Origin of the sequence: Saccharothrix sp. 6-C (assembly GCF_016695385.1) — a bacterium.
Taxonomy (GTDB): Bacteria; Actinomycetota; Actinomycetes; order Mycobacteriales; family Pseudonocardiaceae; genus Actinosynnema; species Actinosynnema texasense.
Map to the genome: position 1 here is coordinate 827,817 of NZ_CP064192.1, position 23,126 is coordinate 850,942.

The window sequence follows — 23,126 nt, forward strand, 5'->3', positions numbered from 1 at the left end:
CGCGCGGGGCGCGAACCCCGCTCCTGCGCGCCGGGACGTCCCGGCAGGGTGGAGTCCTGCGCGAGGCACCGGGCTGACCGCGGATCAGGCCACCGAGCCCGCCCTGTCGCCCGGCGAGCTCAGTGATCGGCCAGCTCGACCCGTGACCGGACGTCTTCGGCGCGCAGGATGCGGAATCCCCGCTCCCGCGCGCCGAGCACTTTGAGGAACCCGGGACTGGTCTCCATCACGTAGGCCTCGACCGCGCCGTCGCCCACCTCGATCCGCTCCAGCGGCACCCAGGGCGTCGCGACCACCGCCGCCACCACCAACGCCACCCCGCCCACCACGTAGCCGAACCGGCGCAGCACGAAGTCCATCTGCGCGTGCAACCGCCGCATCCGCTCCACGAACACCAACAGCACCGTCAACACCACCGCGCCGACCGGCACCCACCACCGGTGGTACGAGAGCACGTGCGCCACCAGGAACGCGACCAGCACGGCCACCACCAACGGCGCCACCCGCGACCTCCGCCCCACCGCGTAGAACACGGTCAACGGCACCATCACCACCAACAGCACGCTGCTGATCGACGCGTCCGCCATGAACGTCCCCAGGAACAACCCGGGCGCGTCTTCCAGGTCCAGCGTGTGCAGCAGCGCGAACGCCGTGTGCCAGTCGTAGTGCGAGACCGCGAGCAGTCGCAGCAGCACGAACAGCACGGCGGCGCCGGTGAGGGCGGTCCCCAGGTGAGGCTTCTCGGTGGTCACGGCCGGCACTATCGCAGCTCCGGCTACCCTTGACCGAGTTGCACAATCCCGTACGAAGGAGTACCGACCGCCGTGAGCGAGCGCACCCTGGTCCTGGTCAAGCCCGACGGCGTCAGCCGCGGCCTGGTCGGCGAGGTCATCTCCCGCATCGAGCGCAAGGGTCTGCACCTGGCCGCGCTGGAACTGCGCACCGTGGACCGCGCGACCGCCGAGCAGCACTACGCCGAGCACGACGGCAAGCCGTTCTTCGCCGACCTGGTCGAGTTCATCACCGGTGGCCCGCTGGTCGCCCTGGTGGTCGAGGGCACGCGGGCGATCCCGGCGTTCCGCCAGCTGGCCGGCGGCACCGACCCGATCGAGAAGGCCACCCCCGGCACGATCCGCGGCGACTTCGGCCTGGAGGTCCAGTTCAACCTGGTCCACGGCTCGGACTCGCCGGAGTCGGCCGAGCGCGAGATCAAGCTCTGGTTCCCGAACCTCTGACGCGCGCACGGAACGGCCCGGATCGCAGCGCGGTCCGGGCCGTAGTGTCCGGGCGGTGACGTACACGCTCCTCTTCCAGCGGGTCCTGCCCGATCGGACCTTCCTGGAGACCCTGGACGAGGTCAACGCCGCCTTCGACCCGGACGCCGAACCGGTCCCCGTGGACCTCACCGACGAGCACCGCGCGGCCTGGGACCGGATCACCCGGCGGGTGTCGGCCGACCCCGGCCAGGTGACCTGCGAGGAGTTCCCCCACGGCCTGAACCTGCGCTGGACCGGCCCGGAGGGGACCTTGCTGCTCGACTACGACGGCGAGTCGGCCTCGATCGACATCGCCTACCGCTACCCGGGCCCCGCGGCGCCGCCGATCATGGCCAGGGCGTACCGGATCGCCCGGGTGGTCGAGGAGGAGAGCGGTCTGGAGGGCTACGACGGCGTCCTGGAGCAACCCGTCGCGACCGGTGACGTCGCCGCCGCGGCGGCCGCCCTCGGCGGCACCTCGGGCTGGGCCCAGGCCAACCTGACCTAACGCCGCCCGGCCGTCTCCCGCACGGGCGAGGAGCCCAGGCCGCCCGGCGCGGAGCCGTGCAGCACGACGCCGTCACGGTGGCCCAGCGGCAGGTACATGCGCACGTCGTCGAACCGGAAGTCGTCCACCGCGATCACGTTCGGCAGCCGGCCCCACTCGCGGAAGCCCAGGCTCTCGTACAGCTGGATCGCGCCGTGGTTGTTGCCGCGCACGCCGAGCGTCAGCACTTCCAACCCGGCCGCGCGCGCGTGCTCGATGACGGCGCCCACCAGCCGCGATCCCAGCCCGAGCCCTCGGGCCGCCGGGTGCGCGGTGACCCGGCGCACCTCGGCCATGTGCTCGAACACCTCGCTCTCGGACCGCCGCCACGTCGCCGTGCCGCGCAGCACACCGTCCACCCGTGCCACGACGAGCGCGCCGTCCGCGGGTGAGGCGAGCACGCCGTCCAGCCACGCGTCCGTCTCCGCGCGCCCCGGCGGCCGGCGCCAGCCGATCGCCCCGCCGGCGGCCACCACGTCGTGCAGCACCTCGTGCACTTCGGCCCGAAGTCGTTCGTCGGCCGCGGTCGGCCGGCTCAGGTCGATCTCCACGGCGGCCACCCTAAAACGATTCCGGGAATGTCGGGCCACGCCGCTAACGTGACGAACGTGACCCCCACTCTCGTCCACGCCAAGGGCCTGACCAAGCACTTCGGCTCGTTCGAAGCCGTCCGGGGCATCGACGTGGAGGTGAGCAGGGGCGAGGCGTTCGGCTTCCTCGGCCCCAACGGCGCGGGCAAGTCCTCGACCATGCGGATGGTGTCGTGCGTGTCACCGCGCACCGGCGGCGACCTGCGGGTGCTGGGCCTGGACCCGGACACCGACGGCCCGCGGATCCGCGCCCGCATCGGCGTGGTGCCGCAGCAGGACAACCTCGACACCGAGCTGACCGTCCGGCAGAACCTCCAGGTCTACGGCCGCTACTTCGGCCTGTCCCGGGCCGCGGTGCGCGAGCGCGCCGTGGAGCTGATGGACTTCGCCCAGCTCACCGACCGGGCCGACGACGAGGTGGAGCCGCTGTCGGGCGGCATGAAGCGGCGGCTCACCATCGCCCGCTCCCTGGTCAACGACCCCGACCTGCTGCTGCTCGACGAGCCGACCACGGGCCTGGACCCGCAGGCGCGCCACCTGCTGTGGGACCGGCTGTTCCGGCTCAAGCAGTCCGGCGTCACGCTGATCATCACGACGCACTACATGGACGAGGCCGAGCAGCTGTGCGACCGGCTGGTGGTGATGGACGGCGGGCGGATCGCGGCGGAGGGCTCGCCGGCCGAGCTGATCCGCGGCTACTCGACCAGGGAGGTGCTGGAGCTGCGCTTCCCGCCGGGCGAGCAGAGCGGCGACGAGGTGCGCGACCTGGCCGAGCGGATCGAGGTGCTGCCCGACCGGGTGCTGCTCTACACCGCCGACGGCGACGCGGCGCTGGCCGCGGTCCACGCGCGGGGCGTGCGGCCGGTGTCCAGCCTGGTGCGCCGCAGCACGTTGGAGGACGTGTTCCTGCGCCTGACCGGCCGGACGTTGGTGGACTGATGAGCGCGCAGACCCTCGGCCCGTGGCGCGCCGCGCTGATCGCGGTGGAGCACCACTGGACCTGGTACCGCCGCAACTGGCGGGCCACGGTGATCTCCAACTTCCTGCAACCCGTGCTGTTCCTGCTGGCCATGGGAGTCGGCTTCGGCTCGCAGGTGCGCCAGGGCGAGGCGACCGGCGGCCACCCGTACCTGGTGTTCCTCGCGCCCGCGCTGCTGGTCATCACGGCCGCGCAGAACGCCATGTTCGAGTCCACCTGGGCGGTGTTCTCGTCGTTCAAGTGGCAGCGCACGTACCTGGCGGTGGTGTCCACCCCGATCACGCCCGCGCAGGTGCTCCACGGCCAGTTGCTGTGGATCGCGTTGCGCCTGGCGTCGGGCACCGCCGTGTTCCTCGGCATCGCCTACGCGCTGGGCGCGATCACCAGCCCGTCGGCGGTGCTGGCCGTGCCGTTCGCCACGCTGGCGGGCATGGCGTTCAGCGCGCCCGTGGTCGCCTACGCCGCCACCAGGGAGAAACCGGACTCGTTCAACGCGATCTTCCGCTTCCTGGTGATGCCGATGACCCTGTTCACCGGCGGGTTCTTCCCGCTGAGCCAGCTGCCCGGCTGGGTGCACCCGCTGGCCTGGCTCACCCCCGTCTGGCACGGCATCGAGCTGGCCCGCGGCGCGACGTTCGGCACCCTGCGCCTGCTGCCCGCGCTGGGCCACGTCGCCTACCTGTCCGCCCTGGTCGCGCTCGGCGTCGCCCTGGGCCGCCACTACTTCCGCCGGAGGCTGGCCGTATGACCGACGAGACCTCCACCGACCTGTCCGCGCCCGCCCGGCCGGTCACCCGGCGCACCGGCGCCGCCCTGCTGCTCCGGATCGTCCCGCCGGGCCTGTACGCGGGCCGAGCGCACGTCCTGGTCGAACGGTCGTACCTGGTCAGCACGCGCGGCTGGATGTCGGTGATCTCCGGCTTCTTCGAACCGCTGTTCTTCCTGTTCTCCCTCGGCTACGGCCTGGGCCAACTGGTCACCACCGTCGACGGGCCCGGCGGCCCGATGCCGTACGCCGCGTTCGTCGCGCCCGCGCTGCTGGCCGCCTCGGCGATGAACGGCGCGGTGTTCGAGGCGACGTTCAACCTGTTCTTCAAGTTCAAGTACGCGAAGACCTACGACGCGGTACTGGCCACCCCGCTCGGCCCGGTCGACATCGCCCTCGGCGAGGCGACCTGGTGCCTCATCCGCGGCGGCCTGTACTCGGCGGGCTTCATCGCGGTGATGCTCGGCTTCGGGCTGATCGGCTCGCCGTGGGCGCTGCTGGCGCTGCCCGCGTGCCTGCTGGTCGCGCTGGCGTTCGCGGCGGTGGGCATGGCCGCGGCCACGTTCATGCGCTCGTGGCACGACTTCGACCTGGTGCAGCTGGCCGTGATGCCGCTGTTCCTGTTCTCCACCACGTTCTACCCGCTGTCGGTCTACCCGGGCTGGTTGCAGACCGTGGTCCAGTGGACGCCGCTCTACCACGCGATCGAGCTGATGAGGGCGCTGACCACCGGTTACGTCGGCTGGGGCGCCTTGACGCACGTCGCGTACTTCGCGGTGATGGTGGTCGTCGGGGTGGTCGTCGCCTCCCGCAGGCTCGGCAAGTTGCTGCTGACCTGACCTGGTCGAACACCGGGCGAACCCCGAGCGCCGGAGGTCGTCGTGGACGTGACCGCACTCGTCGGCGAAAGCCGCCACGTCCGGCAGCGGCGTGCTCATGACAGGTGGAGATGATCCAGTTCACCGGGGACCCCGCCCTCGCGGGCGGCGCGTTGATGTTCTTCGGCCTGTACGCGGGACCGGGCTCCGAGCTGGGCCTCACCATCACCGGACCGCTGTTCTGACCCGTGCCGGCGCTGCCGTTACCCTGGTCGGCGTGAGTGTCGAGTCGGTCTTCCCCGCCCTGGAACCCCTGCTGCCGAAGGTCTCCAAGCCGGTGCAGTACGTCGGCGGGGAGCTCAACGCCACCCTGAAGGACTGGGACGCCGCCGCGGTGCGGTGGGCGCTGATGTACCCGGACGCCTACGAGGTAGGGCTGCCCAACCAGGGCGTCATGATCCTCTACGAGGTCCTCAACGAGCAGCCGGACGTGCTGGCCGAGCGGACCTACGCGGTGTGGCCCGACCTCGAGAAGCTGATGCGCGAGCACGGCGTGCCGCAGTTCACCGTGGACGGTCACCGGCCCGTCGGCGCGTTCGACCTGTTCGGGGTCAGCTTCGCCACCGAGCTGGGCTACACGAACCTGCTCAACGCGCTCGACCTGGCCGGCATCCCGATCCACGCCGCCGAGCGCACCGACGAGCACCCCATCGTGGTGGCGGGCGGGCACGCGGCGTTCAACCCGGAGCCGATCTCGCCGTTCATCGACGCGGCGGTGCTCGGCGACGGCGAGGAAGCCGTCCTGGAGATCACCGACATCGTCCGCGCCTGGAAGGCCGAGGGCCGTCCCGGCGGTCGGGACGAGATCCTGACCAGGCTCGCCGAGACCGGCGGTGTGTACGTGCCCCGGTTCTACGACGTCGAGTACCTGCCCGACGGCCGCATCCAGCGCGTGGTGCCCAACCGCGAGCGCGTGCCGTACCGGGTGTTCAAGCGGACCACGATGGACCTCGACGCGTGGCCGTACCCGAAGCAGCCGCTGGTGCCGCTCGCGGAGAGCGTGCACGAGCGGATGAGCGTGGAGATCTTCCGCGGCTGCACGCGCGGCTGCCGGTTCTGCCAGGCGGGCATGATCACCCGCCCGGTGCGGGAGCGGTCCATCGAGGGCATCGGCGCGATGGTGCAGCGCGGCCTGGAGGCGACCGGGTTCGAGGAGGTCGGCCTGCTGTCGCTGTCCAGCGCGGACCACTCGGAGATCGCCGAGGTCACCAAGGGCCTCGCCGACCGCTACGAGGGCACGAACACCAGCCTGTCGCTGCCGTCGACCCGGGTGGACGCGTTCAACATCGACCTGGCCAACGAGCTGTCGCGCAACGGCCGCCGCTCGGGCCTGACGTTCGCGCCCGAGGGCGGCAGCGAGCGCCTCCGCCGCGTGATCAACAAGATGGTGTCGGAGGAAGACCTGATCCGCACGGTCAGCGCGGCGTTCGGCGCGGGCTGGCGGCAGGTCAAGCTGTACTTCATGTGCGGCCTGCCCACCGAGACCGACGACGACGTGGTCCAGATCGCCGAGATGGCCAAGAACGTCATCCGCGCGGGCCGCGAGGCGTCCGGCCGTAAGGACGTGCGCTGCACGATCTCCATCGGCGGGTTCGTGCCCAAGCCGCACACGCCGTTCCAGTGGGCCGCGCAGTGCGACCCGGAGACCGTGGACAACCGGCTGCGCCTGCTGCGCGAGGCGGTGAACTCCGACCGCTCGCTCGGCCGCAACATCGGCATGCGCTACCACGACGGCAAGCCGTCGCTGATCGAAGGGCTGCTCTCGCGCGGCGACCGGCGCATCGGCCTGGTGATCGAACGGGTGTGGCGCGAGGGCGGCCGGTTCGACGGCTGGTCCGAGCACTTCTCCTACGACCGCTGGGTGCGGGCGGCCGAAGCCGAGCTGCCGCCGCTGGGCGTCGACCTGGCCTGGTTCACCACGCGGGAGCGCGAGGAGCTGGAAGTCCTGCCCTGGGACCACCTGGACTCGGGCCTGGACAAGGAGTGGCTCTGGGCGGACTGGCAGGACGCGCTGGACGAGCGCGAGCAGGACGACTGCCGCTGGACGCCGTGCTTCGACTGCGGTGTGTGCCCGGCGATGGGCACCGACATCGAGGTCGGGCCGACCGGTCGGACGCTGCTGCCGATCTCGCCGGTGGGCAAGGGCTCCCCGGTGCGCAACCCGGCGTTGTCCCCGGCGGTCCAGGGCTGACGGCGGTCCGGGGGCCTAACGGCGGTCCGGGGCTGACGGCGGCTCAGGCTGACGGCGGCTCAGGGGCGGGCTTCGGCCGCGTCGACCCGGATCGCGCGCATCGGGCACACCCGTGCCGCCGCGCGCACCTGCGGCGCCTGGTCGGCGTCGGGGTTGCGCGCGTAGCGCAGCCGCCCGTCCTCCAGCACCCGGAACACCCGGGGCGCCTGCGCCTGGCACAGCGCGTAGTGCCGGCACCGCCCGTGGTCGACCGCTACCCGGACACCGGGCGACTCGTCCCGGACCGGCGGCGGTGACGGCGCCGGTGGCGGCTCCGCCTCGATCACGCCGACCCGCACGAGCAGGTGCGGCGGCAGGAACCGCAGAACGGTCAGCGTGACCGCGGGCATCAGCAAGGTGATGCCGCCCAGCCACACCACGGCGACGTGCCCGCTCGCGGAGGCGCCCAGCCACGCGTGCAGCGCGCCGAGCCACACACCCGCGTACGCGAGCCGGTGCAGGCCCAACCAGTCGCGGTAGAACACCGAGCGCTGCAACCCGGCCGTCACCGACGCGGCCAGCAAGAGCTCCAGCCCGACCACGCCGAGCGCGTGCCGGACCTCGCCGCCGCCGAGGAGCGGCACCACGAGCTGGTAGGCCGCCAGGGGCGCGGAGTCCAACGACAGGAACGACACCGCGTGCGCCACGGCGGTGGTCACCGCGAACGTCGCCAGCACCTGGTGCGTGGCGCGCAGCGCGGCCCGGCCGGTGATCCGGCGGACCCAGCCGGTGGCGGTGAGCACGCCCCAGCACGCGGCCAGGCACATCGCCACGTACGCGACCCGTCCGGACAGCGTGGCGACGTCCCACACCCGGGCGTCGTGTTCGGACACCACGCGCGCACCCCCTGTTGAAGAGCCGACCACCCTCTGCAAAGGGACTACGAACGCCGTGAGCGGCGGTTCGACCGGACGTTCATCCAGGGTGCGTGATGTAAATCACACTGTGAATGAGGGGGTGGTCGACGCTCATCGGGCGAGCGCCACCGGAAAGCCGTCTCAGCGGAATATCGGGGTCGCCGCGCTCGCGCGAGTCCGCGGCCCGCGACCTATTCCTGAACGGCGGCGAGCGCGTCGACCAGGCCGTGGCCGTAGAAGCCGTTGTACTCCGAGTGGCCCGCGCAGAACGCGTCCTGCACACCCGTGCCGTTGAGGTCGTAGTCCGCCGGGCACGGCACCGTCTCCGCCTGCGCGTTGAGCATCTTCGACAGGTCCAGCGCGCTGGCCCCGGGGTGCGTGGACGCCAGCAGCGCCGCCACTCCCGACACGTGCGGCGCGGCCATCGACGTGCCGCACGAGTAGTCGTACCCGGCGGACGGCACGGTCGACAGCACGCACCCGGCCTGCCCGTCGTCCGGCGCCTGCCTGCGGTCGCCGCCCGGCGCGGTCACGTCCACCGAACCGAGCCCGTAGGAGCTGTACCCGGCCTTCACCTTGTCCGCGCCCACCGACGACACCGCCACCACGTTGCGCAGCTGGGCCGGCAGCACCAGGCACGTGTTGTCCACCGGCCGCGGCTTGACGTCCTCCGGGGCGGCGTTCGTCGGGCTCAGCGCGTCCCGGCCCGGCTTGGTCAGGTCGGCCGCCGCGTTGCCCGCCGCCGCCACCGTCAGCACACCGCGCCCGGACGCGTGCTCGACCGCCCGCCGCACCGCCTCGTAGACCACCGACTGGCCCTGCTCGTCCTGGCAGGTGAACACCCACGGGTCGATGAAGTAGCTGTTGTTCGTGATGGTCATGCCCCGTTCGGCGGCCCACATGAACCCGCACACCGCGTACTCGGGGTAGATGAACCCGGCGTCGTCCACGACCTTCACCGAGGCGATCCGCACGCCCGGCGCCACCCCGGTCGTGCCGAGGCCGTCGTCGGCCGCCGCGATCGTGCCCGCGACGTGCGTGCCGTGCCCGGACGTCGTCGGCGCCCACGCGGCGGGGGACGGGTCCGCCACCCCGGTCGTGCAGCCGGCGGACAGCGCCGGGTCCAGCGCGCCGACCAGGTCGGGGTGCGTCGGGTCGATGCCCGAGTCGAGCACGCCCACCACCACGTCCCGGCTGCCCTTGCTCACCGCGTGCGCCTCGGCCGCCTGGATCAGGTCCATGTCCCACTGCTCGGCCGTGCGGTCCGCCGCGCCACCGGCGGCGGGCGCACCGGCCGTCTCGTCGTCCTTCTTCTTCTGCCTCGCGGGCGCGCCGTTGCGCTTGGACAGGCCGTCGGCCTGCGCGCTGTACGCCCGGTCCGGGCCGATGTGCTGCCCGAACCGGGGGTCCGGGGAGACGGCCACGGCCACCGCGATCTGCGGGTAGTAGTGGGCGGTCGTGCCGCACGCGGCGGTGATCTCGGCGTCGGCCAGCGGCGCGCTGGTGCCGGGGGCGAACACGACCAGGTAGCGCAGCGTCGGACCGGGCTGGACGCAGTCCACGGCGGTCGCCGCCGGCACGGGCTCGGCCGCGGCCGAGGTGACCGGGAGGCAGCCGGTCGCGAGCAGCGCCGCGCTGACCGCGACCGCTCGGGCGCGGCGGTGCAGAGGCACGGGGGACCTCCAGGGCTGGACCGGTGACGGGGGGAGCCCGTCGGGCCGACGTCGGGGCGAACCGTCGATCGGAGTGCTGCTGCCGGACGGTAGCCAGACCGGGCGGAGCAGACAAGCGCAACGGTGCCGATCAACTCCAAGGTACCGTCCTGCCGGAGTAGGAGCGTGGACCGTTGGGGTGCTCACCCCGTCGCGGGCCACCCGGTACCCAAGGGGAGTAGCCCTGAGCCGCCAGCAGCAGCCCAACCCGTCGGCCGCACCTGTGCAGAAGCTCCGACTGCGCTATGCCAAACGCGGTCGGCTGCGGTTCACGTCACACCGTGACATCGCGCGCACGTTTGAGCGCGCGCTGCGTCGGGCAGGCGTCCCCATGGCTTATTCGCAGGGTTTCAGCCCTCACCCGAAGGTGTCATGGGTCGGCGCGGCGCCCACGGGCGTGGCGAGCGAGGCCGAGTACGTCGAGGTGTCCGTGGTCGACCGGGTCGACCCGGAGGCGCTGCGGACCGCCCTGGACGCCGTGCTGCCACCCGGGCTGGACGTGCTGGAGGTCGTCCAGTCCGCCGGCGGCACGCTGCCCGAGCGGATCGAGGCCAGCGCGTGGCGGGTGGAGCTGCCCGGCGTGTCGCCCGAAGAGCTGACCGAAGCCGTGACCGCGCTGATGGGTTCGGCGTCCGTCGAGGTCGAGCGGCTCACCAAGGACGGCAAGAAGATCGTGGACGTGCGGCCGGCGATCGTGTCGGCCGAGGTCGAGGCGTGGACGGGGACGCATTCGAGCGACGCGGGACACGATGCACGAGATTTGTCACAGCCGTGTGGGATACTCATGACGGTCGTACGGCAGACAACCCCTACCGTGAGGCCCGACGACGTGCTGAGTGCGCTCCGAGTCGTCGCCGACCTGGTTCCGCCGGTTCCCGCGAAGGCGACCCGGATGGCGCAGGGGCGGCTGGACGATGAAGGCGGCCTGGTCGACCCGCTTGCCCTGGACAGGGCGGCGGAGGTCTGACCGGGCGGTGAGTGGAGCGGCGCTGACGGCGTCGTCGAAAGAGTTATGGGACCTGCTGTGCCGCCTTCCCCCAGCGGGTGGGCGCCACAGCGCAAGGCAAGGATTCCCGCCGCCAGCCGCGGCGGTGAGTGGACAAGAGAGGCCCCTGCGCGGCCGCGTCGGTTGGGACGCGCCCGGGGGCGGAGGAGCTGCATTGTCGAACACGGAAAAGCCTGCCGGCGCCGCCGGCGGGGGTAACGCCACATCCGCACACCCGGATCTGGCGGATCTGCCCGCCAAGCTGCGGGTGCACGCGCTGGCCAAGCTGCTCGGCGCGAGCAGCAAGGACGTGGTGGCCGCCCTCGCCGACCTCGGCGAGACGGTCAAGGGCGCGCAGTCGAGCGTGAGCCGCGATCTCGCGCTCAAGGTCGCCGAGAGCCTCCTGGCCTGGGACGACATCGTCACCGGCGAGGTGGACGAGCAGACCGAGGAACCGGTGCGGGTGACCCGCGACGTGGCGCCGCTGGTGCCGCTGTTCGCGCCGCCGTCCGCGGTGTTCCTGCCGCCGACCCCGGTGGTCAAGGAGGTCCCGGCGAGCCGGGACGAAGACCTCGACGACACCGAGGACGACGCCGACGACCACGCGTCCGCCGACGACGCCGGTGACGAGGGCGAAGGCCGCCGTCGCCGTCGCCGCGGCCGTCGTGGGCGCGGTCGCGGCAAGGGCGTCGGCGACGAGAACGGCGACGACGAGACCGGCGAGGAGCCGGCCGAGGCCGTCGAGGCCGAAGCCGAGGCCGCCGACGAGTCGGCCGACGACGAGGGCCCGGGCAGCCGCCGTCGCCGTCGTCGCCGTCGCCGCAAGACCGGCGCCGAGGAAGAGGCCGCGCCGAGCGAGGACGACCCGCCGAACACCGTCGTCCACGTCCGCGAGCCCGCTCGTGACGCCCGTGACGACAAGGCCGACTCCGAGGCCGCGCAGAGCGAGGTGCGCAGCGTCCGCGGGTCGACCCGGCTGGAGGCCAAGCGCCAGCGCCGCCGCGACGGCCGCGAGGCGGGCCGCCGCCGCGCCCCCGTGCTGTCCGAGGCCGAGTTCCTGGCCCGCCGCGAGGCCGTGGAGCGCACGATGGTGGTGCGCGAGCGCGGCGACCGCACGCAGATCGGCGTGCTGGAGGACGGCGTCCTGGTCGAGCACTTCGTGACCTCCTCGGGCACCGGCTCGCTGGTCGGCAACGTCTACCTCGGCCGGGTGCAGAACGTGCTGCCCTCGATGGAGGCGGCGTTCATCGACATCGGCCGCGGCCGCAACGCGGTGCTGTACGCGGGCGAGGTCGACTGGGACGCGGCCGGCCTGGAGGGCAAGGCCCGCAAGATCGAGCAGGCCCTCTCGACCGGCGACAGCGTGCTGGTGCAGGTCACCAAGGACCCGGTCGGCCACAAGGGCGCCCGGCTGACCACCCAGATCAGCCTGCCCGGCCGCTTCCTGGTGTACGTGCCCGGCGGCGGCGCGACCGGCATCAGCCGCAAGCTGCCCGACAACGAGCGCAAGCGCCTCAAGGACATCCTCAAGCGCGTCGTCCCCGAGGACGCGGGCGTCATCATCCGCACCGCCTCGGAGGGCATCGCCGAGGAGGAGCTGGCCCGCGACGTCACCCGCCTGCAGGCGCAGTGGCAGGTCATCAAGGACAAGGCCGACACGCCCAAGGCCCAGGCGCCGCAGCTGCTGTACGAAGAGCCGGACCTGCTGGTGAAGGTCGTGCGCGACCTGTTCACCGAGGACTTCGCCGCGCTCGTCGTCCAGGGCTCGGACGCGTGGGAGACCATCGACGGCTACGTCCGGCACGTCGCGCCCGACCTCCAGGAACGGCTGCGCAAGCACGTGGGCAACAGCGACGCGTTCACCGAGTACCGCATCGACGAGCAGCTGCTCAAGGCGCTGGACCGCAAGGTCTGGCTGCCGTCGGGCGGCTACCTGGTCATCGACCGCACCGAGGCGATGACGGTCATCGACGTCAACACCGGCAAGTTCACCGGATCGGGTGGAAACCTCGAGGAGACGGTGACCCGGAACAACCTGGAGGCGGCCGAGGAGATCGTCCGCCAGCTCAGGTTGCGCGACGTCGGCGGCATCATCGTGATCGACTTCATCGACATGGTGCTGGAGTCGAACCGCGACCTGGTGCTGCGCCGGCTGACCGAGTGCCTCGGCCGCGACCGCACCCGCCACCAGGTGGCGGAGGTGACGTCGCTGGGTCTGGTGCAGATGACGCGCAAGCGGGTCGGCACCGGCCTGCTGGAGGCGTTCTCGACGACCTGCGAGCACTGCCGCGGGCGTGGCCTGGTCGTCACGACCGAGCCGATGCACTCGCACGGCAACGGTGGCGGCGGCGGTGGCCAGCAGGCCCAGCAGCAGTCCCAGCAACAGCAGCAGGGTGGCGGCCGCAAGTCGCGCCGCGCCAAGCACGCGGACGTCCCGGAGCCCGTGGCCGAGCAGACCGTGGAGCCGACCGAGGAGCCCGAGGCGATCGCGGAGCAGCCGACGTCGGTCGAGCCCGTGTCCGCCCTGCTGGAGGAGGAGGCCGCGCCGGAGACCCCGAAGCGCGACCGCCGCCAACGCCGCCGGGCCCGCCGCGAGGCCGGTGCGGTCGTCAAGCACGGCGACGAGGAGCCCGAGTCGTCGACGGCCCCCGAGCAGTCCGCGCCCGAGCAGTCCGAGCCGGAGGCGCCTGAGCAGTCCGGGCAGTCCGCTGCCCAGCCGGTCGCCGTCCAGCCGGTCGTCGAGCAGCCCGTCGCCGCGCCGGTCGTCGAACGGCCGGTCGTCGAGCAGGCGGCTCCCGCCCCGGTCGCGGCCGCGGACACGGCGCAGCAGGCCGTCGAGGCACCCTCGGCGCCCGTTGCCGAGCCCGTCAAGACCGGGCGGACCCGGCGGCGGGTGACCAAGCCCGCCATGGTGCCCGAGCCCGTCACCCCGCCCGTCGCGGTGACGCCGGTGGAGGTCCCGCCCGCCCCTCGGGCGAGCGCGCCGGCGCCGGTCGCCGAGCAGCCGGTCAACGGCCACGTCGAGCCGAGCGCGCCCGCGGTGACCACGCGTCGCCGCGCGGCTCGCCGGGCCGCCTCCCGGCCCGCCGGCCCGCCGCTGGACGGGGCCAAGGAGAGCTGATCCACCGCCTCGCCGGAACCGCTGCGCAGCCCGTCTGAGCAGCGGTTCCGGCGTTCCGGGGCCGGTACACCCACCCCGGTTTGACCCCGTAGTCCACCGCCACGTAACCTGATACGCGGCCCGCCGTCCGGTGGGCCCTGTCGCGTGAAGCCCAGCTCGCTCGCTAGTCAAAGCGGCCGAGGCACGCGCGATCCCGTCCCGTCGAGTAGCAGGAGACTTCCGTCCCGATGTACGCGATCGTCAAGACCGGCGGCAAGCAGTACAAGGTGGCTGTCGGCGACGTCATCGAGGTCGAGAAGCTCGAGGGCGAGCCGGACACCGAGATCACCTTCGCGGCGCCGCTTCTCGTTGTGGACGGCGATGACGTCACCTCCGCGGCGGACGCCCTGGCGAAGTTCTCGGTGACCGGCAAGGTCGTCGAGCAGACCAAGGGCCCCAAGATCCGCATCCACAAGTTCAAGAACAAGACCGGCTACCACAAGCGCCAGGGTCACCGCCAGAAGTTGACCCGCGTCGAGGTCACCGGCATCACCGGTAAGTGAGGATCTGACTAGCCATGGCACACAAGAAGGGCGCCTCCAGCTCCCGCAACGGCCGTGACTCCAACGCCCAGTACCTCGGCGTGAAGCGGTTCGGCGGTCAGGTCGTCAAGGCCGGCGAGATCCTGATCCGCCAGCGCGGCACCAAGTTCCACCCCGGCGTCAACGTCGGCCGCGGCAAGGACGACACGCTGTTCGCGCTGACTCCCGGTGCGGTCGAGTTCGGTAGCAAGCGCGGTCGCAAGACCGTGAACATCGTCCCGGTCGAGGCTGCTGCTTAAGCGCCTCGGGCGACGACGGAACGACCTCCGACGAGGGGCGGGACCGGTGCATTCCGGCTCCCGCCCCTCGTTGCTTCTTTAGGAAAGGAAGTCCCCCGTGTCCCGCTTCGTCGACCGGGTCGTCATCCACGTCGCCGCAGGTGACGGGGGCAACGGGGTCGCGTCCGTGCACCGCGAGAAGTTCAAGCCGCTCGGTGGCCCCGACGGCGGCAACGGCGGCAAGGGCGGCGACGTCGTGCTGGTCGTGGACTCGCAGGTCCACACCCTCCTCGACTTCCACTTCCGCCCCAACGCCGCCGCCGGCAGCGGCAAGGGCGGCCAGGGCGGCAACCGCGACGGCGCGCACGGCGCGGACCTCGAACTGCGCGTGCCCGACGGCACGGTCGTCATGACGCCGGACGGCGAGGTCGTCGCGGACCTCGTCGGCGAGGGCACCCGGCTGATCGCGGCGCAGGGCGGCCGCGGCGGCCTCGGCAACGCCTCGCTGGCGTCCAAGGCCCGCAAGGCTCCCGGTTTCGCGCTGCTGGGCGAACCGGGGGAGCAGCACGACCTCGTGCTGGAGCTGAAGTCCGTCGCGGACGTCGGCCTGCTCGGCTTCCCGTCGGCGGGCAAGTCGTCGCTGATCTCGGTGCTGTCCGCGGCCAAGCCGAAGATCGCCGACTACCCGTTCACCACGCTGGTGCCGAACCTGGGCGTGATCACCGGCGGCGAGACCGTCTTCACCATGGCGGACGTGCCCGGCCTGATCCCCGGCGCGTCCGAGGGCAAGGGCCTCGGCCTGGACTTCCTGCGGCACATCGAGCGTTGCGCGGTGCTGGTGCACGTCGTGGACTGCGCCACGTACGAGGCGGACCGCGACCCGCTGTCGGACATCGACGCGCTGGAGGAGGAGCTGGCGAAGTACACCCCCTCCCTGGCCGACGACTTGGCCGAACGGCCGCGCGTCGTGGTCCTGAACAAGATCGACGTGCCCGAGGCCCGTGAGCTGGCCGAGCTGGTGCGCCCGGACATCGAGGCACGCGGCCTGCCGGTGTTCGAGGTGTCCACGGCCAGCCGCGAAGGGCTGCGCGAGCTGACGTTCGCGCTGGCGCGGGTGGTCGAGGAGTACCGGTCGGCGAAGCCGAAGCAGGAGTCGACCCGGATCGTGCTGCGGCCCAGGGCCGTGGACGACCAGGGCTTCACCGTGGTGGAGGACCCGCTGAGCGAAGGCGGCTTCATCGTGCGCGGCGAGCGGCCCGAGCGGTGGATCAGGCAGACGGACTTCAACAACGACGAGGCCGTGGGCTACCTCGCCGACCGGCTCGCGCGCCTCGGCGTCGAGGACGCGCTGATCAAGAAGGGCGCCGAGCCGGGCTGCCAGGTCACCATCGGCGACCTGGTGTTCGACTGGGAGCCGACCACGCCCTCGGGCATCGCGATGACCATGAGCGGTCGCGGCACGGACGCGCGGCTGGAGGTCAGCAACCGCGTCGGCGCGTCCGAGCGGTTGGCGGCGAAGAAGGCCCGGCGCATCCCCGGCGAGTACGACGAGTTCGAAGAGGACATCGACGAGTGATCGGGTCGGTGGCGGCGTCGCAGGCCCGGCAGGCGGTGTCCGCGGCGTCCAGGGTCGTGGTGAAGGTCGGGTCCTCGTCGCTGACCACCGCCGCGGGCGGGTTGGACCGGGACCGGCTGGACGCGCTCGTGGACGCGGTCGCGGCGCGGTGCGCGGCGGGCAGCCAGGTGGTGCTGGTGTCGTCGGGCGCGATCGCCGCCGGTCTCGCGCCGCTGGGCGTGACGCGGCGGCCCCGTGACCTGGCCACGCAGCAGGCGGCGGCGAGCGTCGGCCAGTTGGCGCTGGCCCACGCGTACGCGAACTCGTTCGGGCGGTTCTCGTTGACCGTCGGACAGGTGCTGCTGACCGCGGACGACGTCGTGCGGCGGTCGCACTACCGCAACGCGCAGCGCACGTTCTCCCGGCTGCTGGCGCTGGGCGCGGTGCCGGTGGTGAACGAGAACGACACGGTGGCCACCGAGGAGATCCGGTTCGGCGACAACGACCGGTTGGCCGCGCTGGTGGCGCACCTGGTCGGCGCGGACGCGTTGTTCCTGCTCTCCGACGTCGACGCGCTCTACGACGGCGACCCCCGGCAGCCGGGCGCGCAACGCGTCACCGAGGTGGCCGGCCCGTCCGATGTGGACGGTGTGCGGGCGGGTTCGGTCGGCGCGTCGGGGCTCGGCACGGGCGGCATGGCGTCGAAGCTGGCCGCGGCCAGGTTGGCGGCGTCGGCGGGCGTCCCCGTGCTGCTGGCCGGTGCGGCGGACGCGTCTCGGGCGTTGAGCGCGGCGGACGTCGGCACGGCGTTCGCGGTGACCGGCCCGAGGTTGACCGCGCGCCGCTTCTGGTTGGGGCACGCGGCCGACGCGACCGGCAGGCTGGTGCTGGACGACGGCGCGGTGGCCGCGGTCGTCGGCCGCAGGCGTTCGCTGCTGGCGGCGGGCATCACCGGTGTGGAGGGCGCGTTCGAGGCCGGTGACGTGGTCGAGCTGGTCGACCCGTCCGGGCACGTGGTGGCCCGCGGCGTGGTCGGTTTCGACGCCGCCGAGCTGCCCGCCCTGATCGGCCGCAAGACCGGCGACCTGCCGGCCGAGCAGCGCCGCGAGGTCGTGCACGCCGACGACCTGGTGCCGTTGCGGGCTTAGAACTCCTAACGCAATGAGTGGTGGCGTTGGAGGCGTCGCCAGCAGATGATCGAGCAGGCGATGCTGAGGAAGGCCTCGTGGATGTCGTCGCGGATCTCCCAGCGGACGCGCAGGCGGCGGAACCAGTGCAGCAGCGCGAGGGTCTGTTCGACCACCCAGCGGTGGACGCCCAGACCCGAGCCGTGTTCGACGCCGCGGCGGGCGATGACCGGCCGGATGCCCTGGGCGCGGAGTTGGCGGCGGTACTTGTCGTGGTCGTAGGCCCGGTCGGCGAACAACCGGCCGGGCCTACGCCGCGGTCGTCCCACCCGTCCACGCACGGGCGGGACGGCGTGGATCAGCGGCATCAACTGGGTGATGTCGTTACGGTTCGCGCCGGTCAACGTCACCGCCAAGGGCACGCCGCCGCCGTCGGTGATCACGTGGTGCTTGGAGCCCGCCCGGGCACGGTCGACCGGGCTCGGCCCGGTTTTGGGCCGCCCTTCACCGCCCTGATCGACGAGGAGTCCACCACCGCCCGAGACCAGTCCAACGCCCCCGCGGCCTGCAACCTCGCCAACAGCAGCTCGTGCAGCCGGGACCACACCCCTGCGGCGTTCCAGTCCCGCAACCGCCGCCAACACGTCATGCCCGACCCGTAGCCCAGCTCCTGGGGCAGGAACTCCCACTGGATGCCCGTGTAGAGCACGAACAGGATGCCGCACAACGCCTTGCGATCGTCCAACCGCCTACGACCGGGATACCGGAACCGCCGCTCGACCTTCGGCAACAGCGGTTCGATCAACTCCCACAGCTCGTCCTCGACCTCCCACGGCCGACGCCGGGCCACACCAACCTCCCACCGGACCAACACCACATCCGACAAGATCACAGCATACCCAAGATCATTCTGTTAGGAGTTCTTAAGCGCGGTCGCGCAGCCACCGGGCGGCGGTCCGCCAGGTCCCGTGCGGGTCGACGTCCTCGGTGTGCCAGGTGGTGGCGCGGGTGACGCCGAGCTCCCGGTACTTCCGCATGATCGCCACGTGCGCGGGCAGGCCGACGAAGCCGCGCATGCCCGCGTGGTCGCGCCACACCGACACCGAGCCCAGGCGCTTGCGCAGCGGCTCGGCCCACAGCCACAGGCCCACCGCGCCGTTCAGGCCCGGCCACGCGCGGCTGAGCGTGAAGCCCGCCCGGTAGGCGCCCGGCGTGCGGCGGAGGTCGTCGAGGGTGAACTCGGTGACGCTGACGCGCGCCGGTCCCGCGAACCCCGACTCCGGGCCGGTGATCCCCTTGCTCCTGAGCGCATCGGCCTCCACGCGTCCGAGAAGTCGCGCTCGTGGCCGCGGAACTGCCGCTGCTGGAGCGGCACGGGCGGGGCATGCGGGCCCACGTGGTGCTCACCGAGCTGTCCCGGGGTGCCACGCCGACCCAGTTGGCGCCGGCCAGGGCGGTCGACGTGGACAAGACGAGGATGGTCACGATCATCGACGGGATGGAGGCCGAAGGGCTGCTGTCCCGGCGGCCCGATCCGGACGACCGACGGGCGCGGATCGTCGAGCCGACCGCGGAGGGGCGCAAGCGATGGCGCGGCGCCCGTGCCGCGGTCCGGCGCATGGAGGACGGCTTCCTGGCCGAACTGCCCCCCCGGCCAGGCGAGCCGCGGCGCCGGCGGCCCTGCGGGAGCTGTCCGGCGAGCCCTTGACCCGGCTGTCCGCGACCTCTTGAGGGGCGTTACCGCAGGGTCTCGCCCTTCGTCTCGGGCATCGTGAGGATGACGACGAACGCGATGGCGGCCCCGGCCGCGACGTAGACGAAGAACGTGCTGCCCGGCAGCCACTGGATCACCAGCGGCGCGGTGCCGCCGAACAGCGCCACGGTCAGGTTGTACCAGGAGCCGATGCCCAGGGCGCGCAGCTCGGTGGGGAACAGCTCGCTCATCACGGCGGGCGCGATCGACGTCATCGCGGTGTAGAGGCTGAGGCCGACGCAGAACACCAGGAGCAGGTTGCCCACACCCGGCCCGATCAGCGTGGACAGCGGCACCACCAGCACCGCCGTCGCGGCCGACCAGACCAGCAGCTGGGGCTTGCGGCCGACCCGGTCCGACAACGCGCCCAGCGGGTACTGCAGCACGATGAACAGGGCCGTCGCGATCGACAAGGCGAGGAACACGTCCCCCGCGTCCGCGCCCCGCTTGGTCACCGCGAACGGCGTCAGCGCGCTGAAGAACGTGTAGTAGCACAGCGTCGACAGCATGGTGAAGCCGACGAGCCGCACCACCGCCTTCGGGTGCTCGCGCAGGGTCGTCAGCAGCGGGCGCTTGAGCTGCTGCGCCTTGGCCTTGTTGTGCTCGAACTGCTCGGTCTCCTCCAGGCTGCGCCGCAGCCACAGGCCGACCAGTCCCAGCACGCCGCCGATCAGGAACGGGATGCGCCAGCCGTACGACGCCAGTTGGGCGGCGTCGAGCGAGCGGGACAGCGCGTACCCGAGCAGCGACGCGACCAGCACGGCGGTGCCGGTGGAGATGTAGAAGAACGCCGAGTACCGCCCCCGCCGGCGCGGCGGCGCGATCTCCGCCAGGTACGCCGAGGCGTTGGAGACCTCACCGCCCAGCGACAAGCCCTGGGCGACCCGCGCCAGCAGCAGCAGGATCGGCGCCAACCAGCCCACCTGCGCGTAGGTCGGCAGCAGCCCGATCGCGACCGAACCACCGGCCATCAGCACGATCGTCAACAACATGGCCGTCCGCCGCCCGCGCAGGTCAGCGAACCTGCCGAGCAGGTACCCGCCCAACGGCCGGAAGAAGAACGCGATCGCGTACGCCGCGAGCGTGTTGATCAACGCGAGCCGCGGGTTGTCCTTCGGGAAGACCTGAGTGGCGAAGTAGATCGAGAAGGTGGCGTAGATCGTCCAGTCGTACCACTCGATGGCGTTCCCGATCGACGCCGCGACGAGCTTGCGGACGGGCAGGCGGTGCTGGGGCTCGGTCTCCAGGGCGGCCATGGGGTTGGACACAACCACAAAGCCGCTGAAGTCGGTAGATCTTTCACCGAACCTCGTCGGGCTCAGCCCCGCGAGCCGGTCGCGGTGCGCCACTCGGTGGCCAGCAGGCCGAACAGCAGGTCGTCCGTCCACTCTCCCTTCGCCCACGTGCTCTGCACCCGGTGCCCCTCCTGCCGGAACCCGAGCCTGGTCAGCAGCCGCGCCGACCGGACGTTGCGGGCGTCGCACTCGGCGGCCACCCGGTGCAGCCCGCGCACCTCGAACAGGTACGCCACCACCTGCCGCACGGCCTCCGCCGCGTACCCGCGTCCCTGGTGCGCGGTCGCCAGCGTGTACCCGATGTCGGCCTGCCTCCGGTTCTCGTGCAGACCCACCCCGACGTCGCCGACGAGCACCCCGCCCGCCTCGACCGCGAACTGGTACCAGCCCGGCGCGGTCGGGTCGGCCGCGGCGACGTCCCGCACGAACTCCTCGGCCTGCGCCAAGGGGAACGGCGCCTCCCAGCCCTGGTACCTGGCCACGTCCGGCTCCGACCGGTACGCGGCGAACGCGGGCGCGTCGGCCGTCGTGAAAGGCCGTAACACCAACCGTTCCGTCGTCAGTCTCACCCCGTCGCCCTCACCTCCTCGTCACGCCGTCACCGCCAGCGCGAACGGCAGCACCGCCGACGCGCCCGCCCGCCGCAGCAGCCGCGCGGCGACCGTCATGGTCCAGCCGGTGTCGACCTGGTCGTCCACCAGCAGCACCGGACCGTCCACCCCGGACAGGTCCGGCACGTCGGTCTCGCGCACCAGCCCCACCAGCCGTTGCGCGCTGTTGGCCCGGCGCGTCGCCTCGCCCAGCCACACCTGGCCGAGCAGCGGCAGCCGCCCGACCGCCGCGATCCGCTGCCCGAAGCTGCCCACGAGCGCGGGCCTGGACCGCGACCCGACCGTCACCACGCCCACCGGCCGTTCCGCCCAGCTCCACGCGGACAGCACCTTCACGCACGCGGCGAACACGTCGTCGGGGATCTCCTGGTCGGCGCCGGCGAACAACGACCGCAACCGGTTGCCCCAGCCGATGTCGGTCAACCGCCCCAGCGCCCGCCCCGTCGCCGCGATCTCGCCCGCCGGGATCTTCCCGGACAACGACACCCCGGCCGCCGCCATCCCGGTCGGCCACATCTTGCGCGGCTCCACCTCGACGCCGGGCCGCAGCAGCCGCTCCCGCGCCGCTGACGCCGCCGTCTCCGACACCTCCGCCGACGGCCGCTGCCCGGTGCAGTTGTCGCACCGCCCGCACGGCGCCGCGTGCGGGTCGTCCAACTGCCGCAACAGGAACTCCATGCGGCAGCCGTCGGTGGCCAGGTAGTCCAGCACCGCCTGCCGCTCCACCCGCCGCGCCGCCTCGATCCGCTCGTACCGCTCGGCGTCGTAGGACCAGGGCTGCCCCGTCGCGACCCACCCGCCGCGCACCCGCCGCACGGCCCCGTCCACGTCGAGCACCTTCAGCACCACTTCCAGCCGGGTGCGCGACAGCTCCACCATCGGCTCCAGCGCCGCCGTCGACATCGCCCGGTCCGCCGGCAGCGCGTCGAGCACCTGCCGTACCACGTGCTCCGGCGGGAACGCCAGCGACGCGAAGTACGCCCAGATGTCCTTGTCCTCCGGACCGGGCAGCAACAGCACCTCGGCCCGCTCCACGCCACGCCCGGCGCGGCCGATCTGCTGGTAGTAGGCGATGGGGGAGGGCGGCGCGCCCAGGTGCACCACGAACCCCAGGTCCGGCTTGTCGAACCCCATGCCCAGCGCCGACGTCGCCACCAGCGCCTTGACGCGGTTCGCCAGCAGGTCCTCCTCGGCCCGCTGGCGCTCGGCCGGGTCGGTGCGGCCCGAGTACGCCGTCACCTCGTAGCCGCGTTCGCGCAGGAACGCCGCCACGTCGTCCGCCGCAGCCACGGTGAGCGTGTAGATGATCCCCGAGCCGGGCAGCCGCTCCAGCCGCTCGGCCAGCCACCCCAGCCTGGCCTCGGCGGTCGGCAGCCGGACCGCGGACAGCCGCAGGCTCTCCCGGTCCAGCGGCCCGCGCAGCACCAGCGTGTCCGTGCCCGCGCCCAACCCGAGCTGGTCGGCCACGTCCCGCACCACCCGGTCGTTGGCCGTGGCCGTGGTGGCGAGCACCGGCACGCCGGCCGGCAGCTCGGTCAGCAACGTCCGCAGCCTCCGGTAGTCCGGCCGGAAGTCGTGGCCCCAGTCGGAGATGCAGTGCGCCTCGTCCACCACCAGCAGCCCCGCCGACGCGGTCAGCGACGGCAGCACCGTGTCCCGGAAGTCCGGGTTGTTGAGCCGCTCCGGCGACACCAGCAGCACGTCCACGTCACCGGACGCCACCCGGTCCTGCACGTCCTGCCACTCGTCGGTGTTGGCCGAGTTGATCGTCGCCGCGTGCACGCCCGCCCGCGCGGCCGCGTCGACCTGGTTGCGCATCAACGCCAGCAACGGCGACACGATCACCGTCGGCCCCTCGCCCAGGGACCGCAGCAGCGCCGTGGCGATGAAGTACACGGCGGACTTGCCCCACCCCGTGCGCTGCACCACCAGCGCCCGCCGCCGTTCGGACACCAGCGCGCGGATGGCCGTCCACTGGTCGTCGCGCAGCACGGCTCCGGGGCCCGCCAAAGCCCTCAGCCGTTCCTCGGCCAGTTCCCGCAGTGCGCTGTCGTCCATGTGCCAC

The 23,126-nt window shown here is 72.5% G+C and carries 22 protein-coding genes; 13 read left to right on the plus strand and 9 right to left on the minus strand.

The features are described from left to right. Nucleotides 1-119: 119 nt before the first annotated feature. On the minus strand, nt 120-752 hold the full coding sequence (locus tag IOD16_RS03820; RefSeq protein WP_236594736.1) for a hypothetical protein: 633 nt from the start codon (nt 750-752) through the stop codon (nt 120-122). A 72-nt stretch (nt 753-824) separates the two neighbouring features. Here IOD16_RS03820 and ndk point away from each other — a divergent pair, with 72 nt between their 5' ends. Beyond that, nucleotides 825-1,235 carry a nucleoside-diphosphate kinase gene (gene ndk, locus IOD16_RS03825; RefSeq protein ID WP_201438913.1) on the plus strand — a complete coding sequence of 137 codons (411 nt, stop codon included), beginning with the start codon at nt 825-827 and terminating at the stop codon, nt 1,233-1,235. A 55-nt stretch (nt 1,236-1,290) separates the two neighbouring features. Beyond that, on the plus strand, nt 1,291-1,764 hold the full coding sequence (locus IOD16_RS03830; protein WP_201438914.1) for a hypothetical protein: 474 nt from the start codon (nt 1,291-1,293) through the stop codon (nt 1,762-1,764). Here the strand turns inward: IOD16_RS03830 and IOD16_RS03835 are convergent. Beyond that, the gene (locus tag IOD16_RS03835; RefSeq protein ID WP_201438915.1) at nt 1,761-2,354 is read right to left on the minus strand and encodes a GNAT family N-acetyltransferase; all 594 of its coding nucleotides are present in this window, start codon (nt 2,352-2,354) and stop codon (nt 1,761-1,763) included. The two genes, IOD16_RS03830 and IOD16_RS03835, sit on opposite strands and share 4 nt — an antisense overlap. Nucleotides 2,355-2,381: 27 nt before the next feature. On the opposite strand from IOD16_RS03835, the gene IOD16_RS03840 reads away from it, so the two are divergent. From IOD16_RS03840 to IOD16_RS03855, 4 genes are all read left to right on the plus strand, one after another. Beyond that, nucleotides 2,382-3,332: an ABC transporter ATP-binding protein gene (locus IOD16_RS03840; protein ID WP_123743640.1), complete on the plus strand. Its 951-nt coding sequence runs from the start codon at nt 2,382-2,384 to the stop codon at nt 3,330-3,332. Then, nucleotides 3,332-4,120: an ABC transporter permease gene (locus tag IOD16_RS03845; RefSeq protein ID WP_201438916.1), complete on the plus strand. Its 789-nt coding sequence runs from the start codon at nt 3,332-3,334 to the stop codon at nt 4,118-4,120. Before IOD16_RS03840 ends, IOD16_RS03845 begins: the two co-directional genes overlap by 1 nt. Continuing rightward, the gene (locus tag IOD16_RS03850) at nt 4,117-4,977 is read left to right on the plus strand and encodes an ABC transporter permease (RefSeq protein ID WP_201438917.1); all 861 of its coding nucleotides are present in this window, start codon (nt 4,117-4,119) and stop codon (nt 4,975-4,977) included. Before IOD16_RS03845 ends, IOD16_RS03850 begins: the two co-directional genes overlap by 4 nt. 256 nt (nt 4,978-5,233) lie before the next feature. Next, nucleotides 5,234-7,207 carry a TIGR03960 family B12-binding radical SAM protein gene (locus IOD16_RS03855; protein WP_201438918.1) on the plus strand — a complete coding sequence of 658 codons (1,974 nt, stop codon included), beginning with the start codon at nt 5,234-5,236 and terminating at the stop codon, nt 7,205-7,207. 59 nt (nt 7,208-7,266) lie between these two features. Here the strand turns inward: IOD16_RS03855 and IOD16_RS03860 are convergent, their stop codons facing one another. Both IOD16_RS03860 and IOD16_RS03865 read right to left on the minus strand, forming a co-directional pair. Continuing rightward, on the minus strand, nt 7,267-8,082 hold the full coding sequence (locus IOD16_RS03860; protein WP_236594737.1) for a ferredoxin: 816 nt from the start codon (nt 8,080-8,082) through the stop codon (nt 7,267-7,269). A 212-nt stretch (nt 8,083-8,294) separates the two neighbouring features. Continuing rightward, complete coding sequence (locus IOD16_RS03865) at nt 8,295-9,776, minus strand: S8 family peptidase (RefSeq protein WP_123743635.1); 1,482 nt, start codon at nt 9,774-9,776, stop codon at nt 8,295-8,297. A gap of 262 nt (nt 9,777-10,038) precedes the next feature. Here IOD16_RS03865 and IOD16_RS03870 point away from each other — a divergent pair, with 262 nt between their 5' ends. The 6 genes from IOD16_RS03870 to proB all read left to right on the plus strand — a co-directional run bounded on the left by IOD16_RS03870 (nt 10,039) and on the right by proB (nt 17,423). Continuing rightward, a complete protein-coding gene (locus tag IOD16_RS03870) occupies nt 10,039-10,782 on the plus strand; it encodes a TIGR03936 family radical SAM-associated protein (RefSeq protein ID WP_123748053.1) in 744 nt (247 codons plus the stop codon). A gap of 193 nt (nt 10,783-10,975) precedes the next feature. Then, the gene (locus tag IOD16_RS03875; protein ID WP_201438919.1) at nt 10,976-13,921 is read left to right on the plus strand and encodes a translation initiation factor IF-2 N-terminal domain-containing protein; all 2,946 of its coding nucleotides are present in this window, start codon (nt 10,976-10,978) and stop codon (nt 13,919-13,921) included. A 227-nt stretch (nt 13,922-14,148) separates the two neighbouring features. Continuing rightward, complete coding sequence (gene rplU / locus IOD16_RS03880; protein WP_053722830.1) at nt 14,149-14,463, plus strand: 50S ribosomal protein L21; 315 nt, start codon at nt 14,149-14,151, stop codon at nt 14,461-14,463. A gap of 14 nt (nt 14,464-14,477) precedes the next feature. Then, a complete protein-coding gene (gene rpmA / locus IOD16_RS03885) occupies nt 14,478-14,741 on the plus strand; it encodes a 50S ribosomal protein L27 (protein WP_033437370.1) in 264 nt (87 codons plus the stop codon). 97 nt (nt 14,742-14,838) lie between these two features. Continuing rightward, on the plus strand, nt 14,839-16,296 hold the full coding sequence (obgE, locus tag IOD16_RS03890; RefSeq protein ID WP_201438920.1) for a GTPase ObgE: 1,458 nt from the start codon (nt 14,839-14,841) through the stop codon (nt 16,294-16,296). Next, entirely contained in the window at nt 16,293-17,423 is a 1,131-nt protein-coding gene (gene proB / locus IOD16_RS03895; protein ID WP_201438921.1) for a glutamate 5-kinase, read from the plus strand. Before obgE ends, proB begins: the two co-directional genes overlap by 4 nt. 5 nt (nt 17,424-17,428) lie before the next feature. On the opposite strand, the gene IOD16_RS03900 is transcribed toward proB, so the two are convergent. Together IOD16_RS03900 and IOD16_RS03905 are read right to left on the minus strand one after the other, a co-directional pair. Beyond that, nucleotides 17,429-18,252, minus strand: a protein-coding gene (locus IOD16_RS03900) for an IS5 family transposase (RefSeq protein ID WP_201441186.1) whose coding sequence is annotated in 2 segments (ribosomal slippage) — nt 17,429-17,898 and nt 17,898-18,252 — 825 coding nt in all. Because the reading frame shifts where the segments join, the coding sequence is not laid out codon by codon here. A 73-nt stretch (nt 18,253-18,325) separates the two neighbouring features. Next, nucleotides 18,326-18,724 (minus strand): hypothetical protein, encoded by a 399-nt coding sequence (locus tag IOD16_RS03905; protein WP_236594738.1) that lies wholly within the window; start codon nt 18,722-18,724, stop codon nt 18,326-18,328. Nucleotides 18,725-18,744: 20 nt separating this feature from the next. On the opposite strand from IOD16_RS03905, the gene IOD16_RS03910 reads away from it, so the two are divergent. Further along, entirely contained in the window at nt 18,745-19,110 is a 366-nt protein-coding gene (locus IOD16_RS03910) for a MarR family transcriptional regulator (protein ID WP_236594739.1), read from the plus strand. 29 nt (nt 19,111-19,139) lie between these two features. Here IOD16_RS03910 and IOD16_RS03915 read toward each other — a convergent pair whose 3' ends face one another. The 3 genes from IOD16_RS03915 to IOD16_RS03925 all read right to left on the minus strand — a co-directional run bounded on the left by IOD16_RS03915 (nt 19,140) and on the right by IOD16_RS03925 (nt 23,119). After that, nucleotides 19,140-20,411 (minus strand): MFS transporter, encoded by a 1,272-nt coding sequence (locus IOD16_RS03915; RefSeq protein WP_201438922.1) that lies wholly within the window; start codon nt 20,409-20,411, stop codon nt 19,140-19,142. A 62-nt stretch (nt 20,412-20,473) separates the two neighbouring features. Continuing rightward, the gene (locus tag IOD16_RS03920; protein ID WP_236594740.1) at nt 20,474-20,995 is read right to left on the minus strand and encodes a GNAT family N-acetyltransferase; all 522 of its coding nucleotides are present in this window, start codon (nt 20,993-20,995) and stop codon (nt 20,474-20,476) included. A 45-nt stretch (nt 20,996-21,040) separates the two neighbouring features. After that, nucleotides 21,041-23,119, minus strand: a complete 2,079-nt coding sequence (locus IOD16_RS03925; RefSeq protein WP_201438924.1) for a RecQ family ATP-dependent DNA helicase — start codon at nt 23,117-23,119, stop codon at nt 21,041-21,043. Nucleotides 23,120-23,126: the final 7 nt, after the last annotated feature.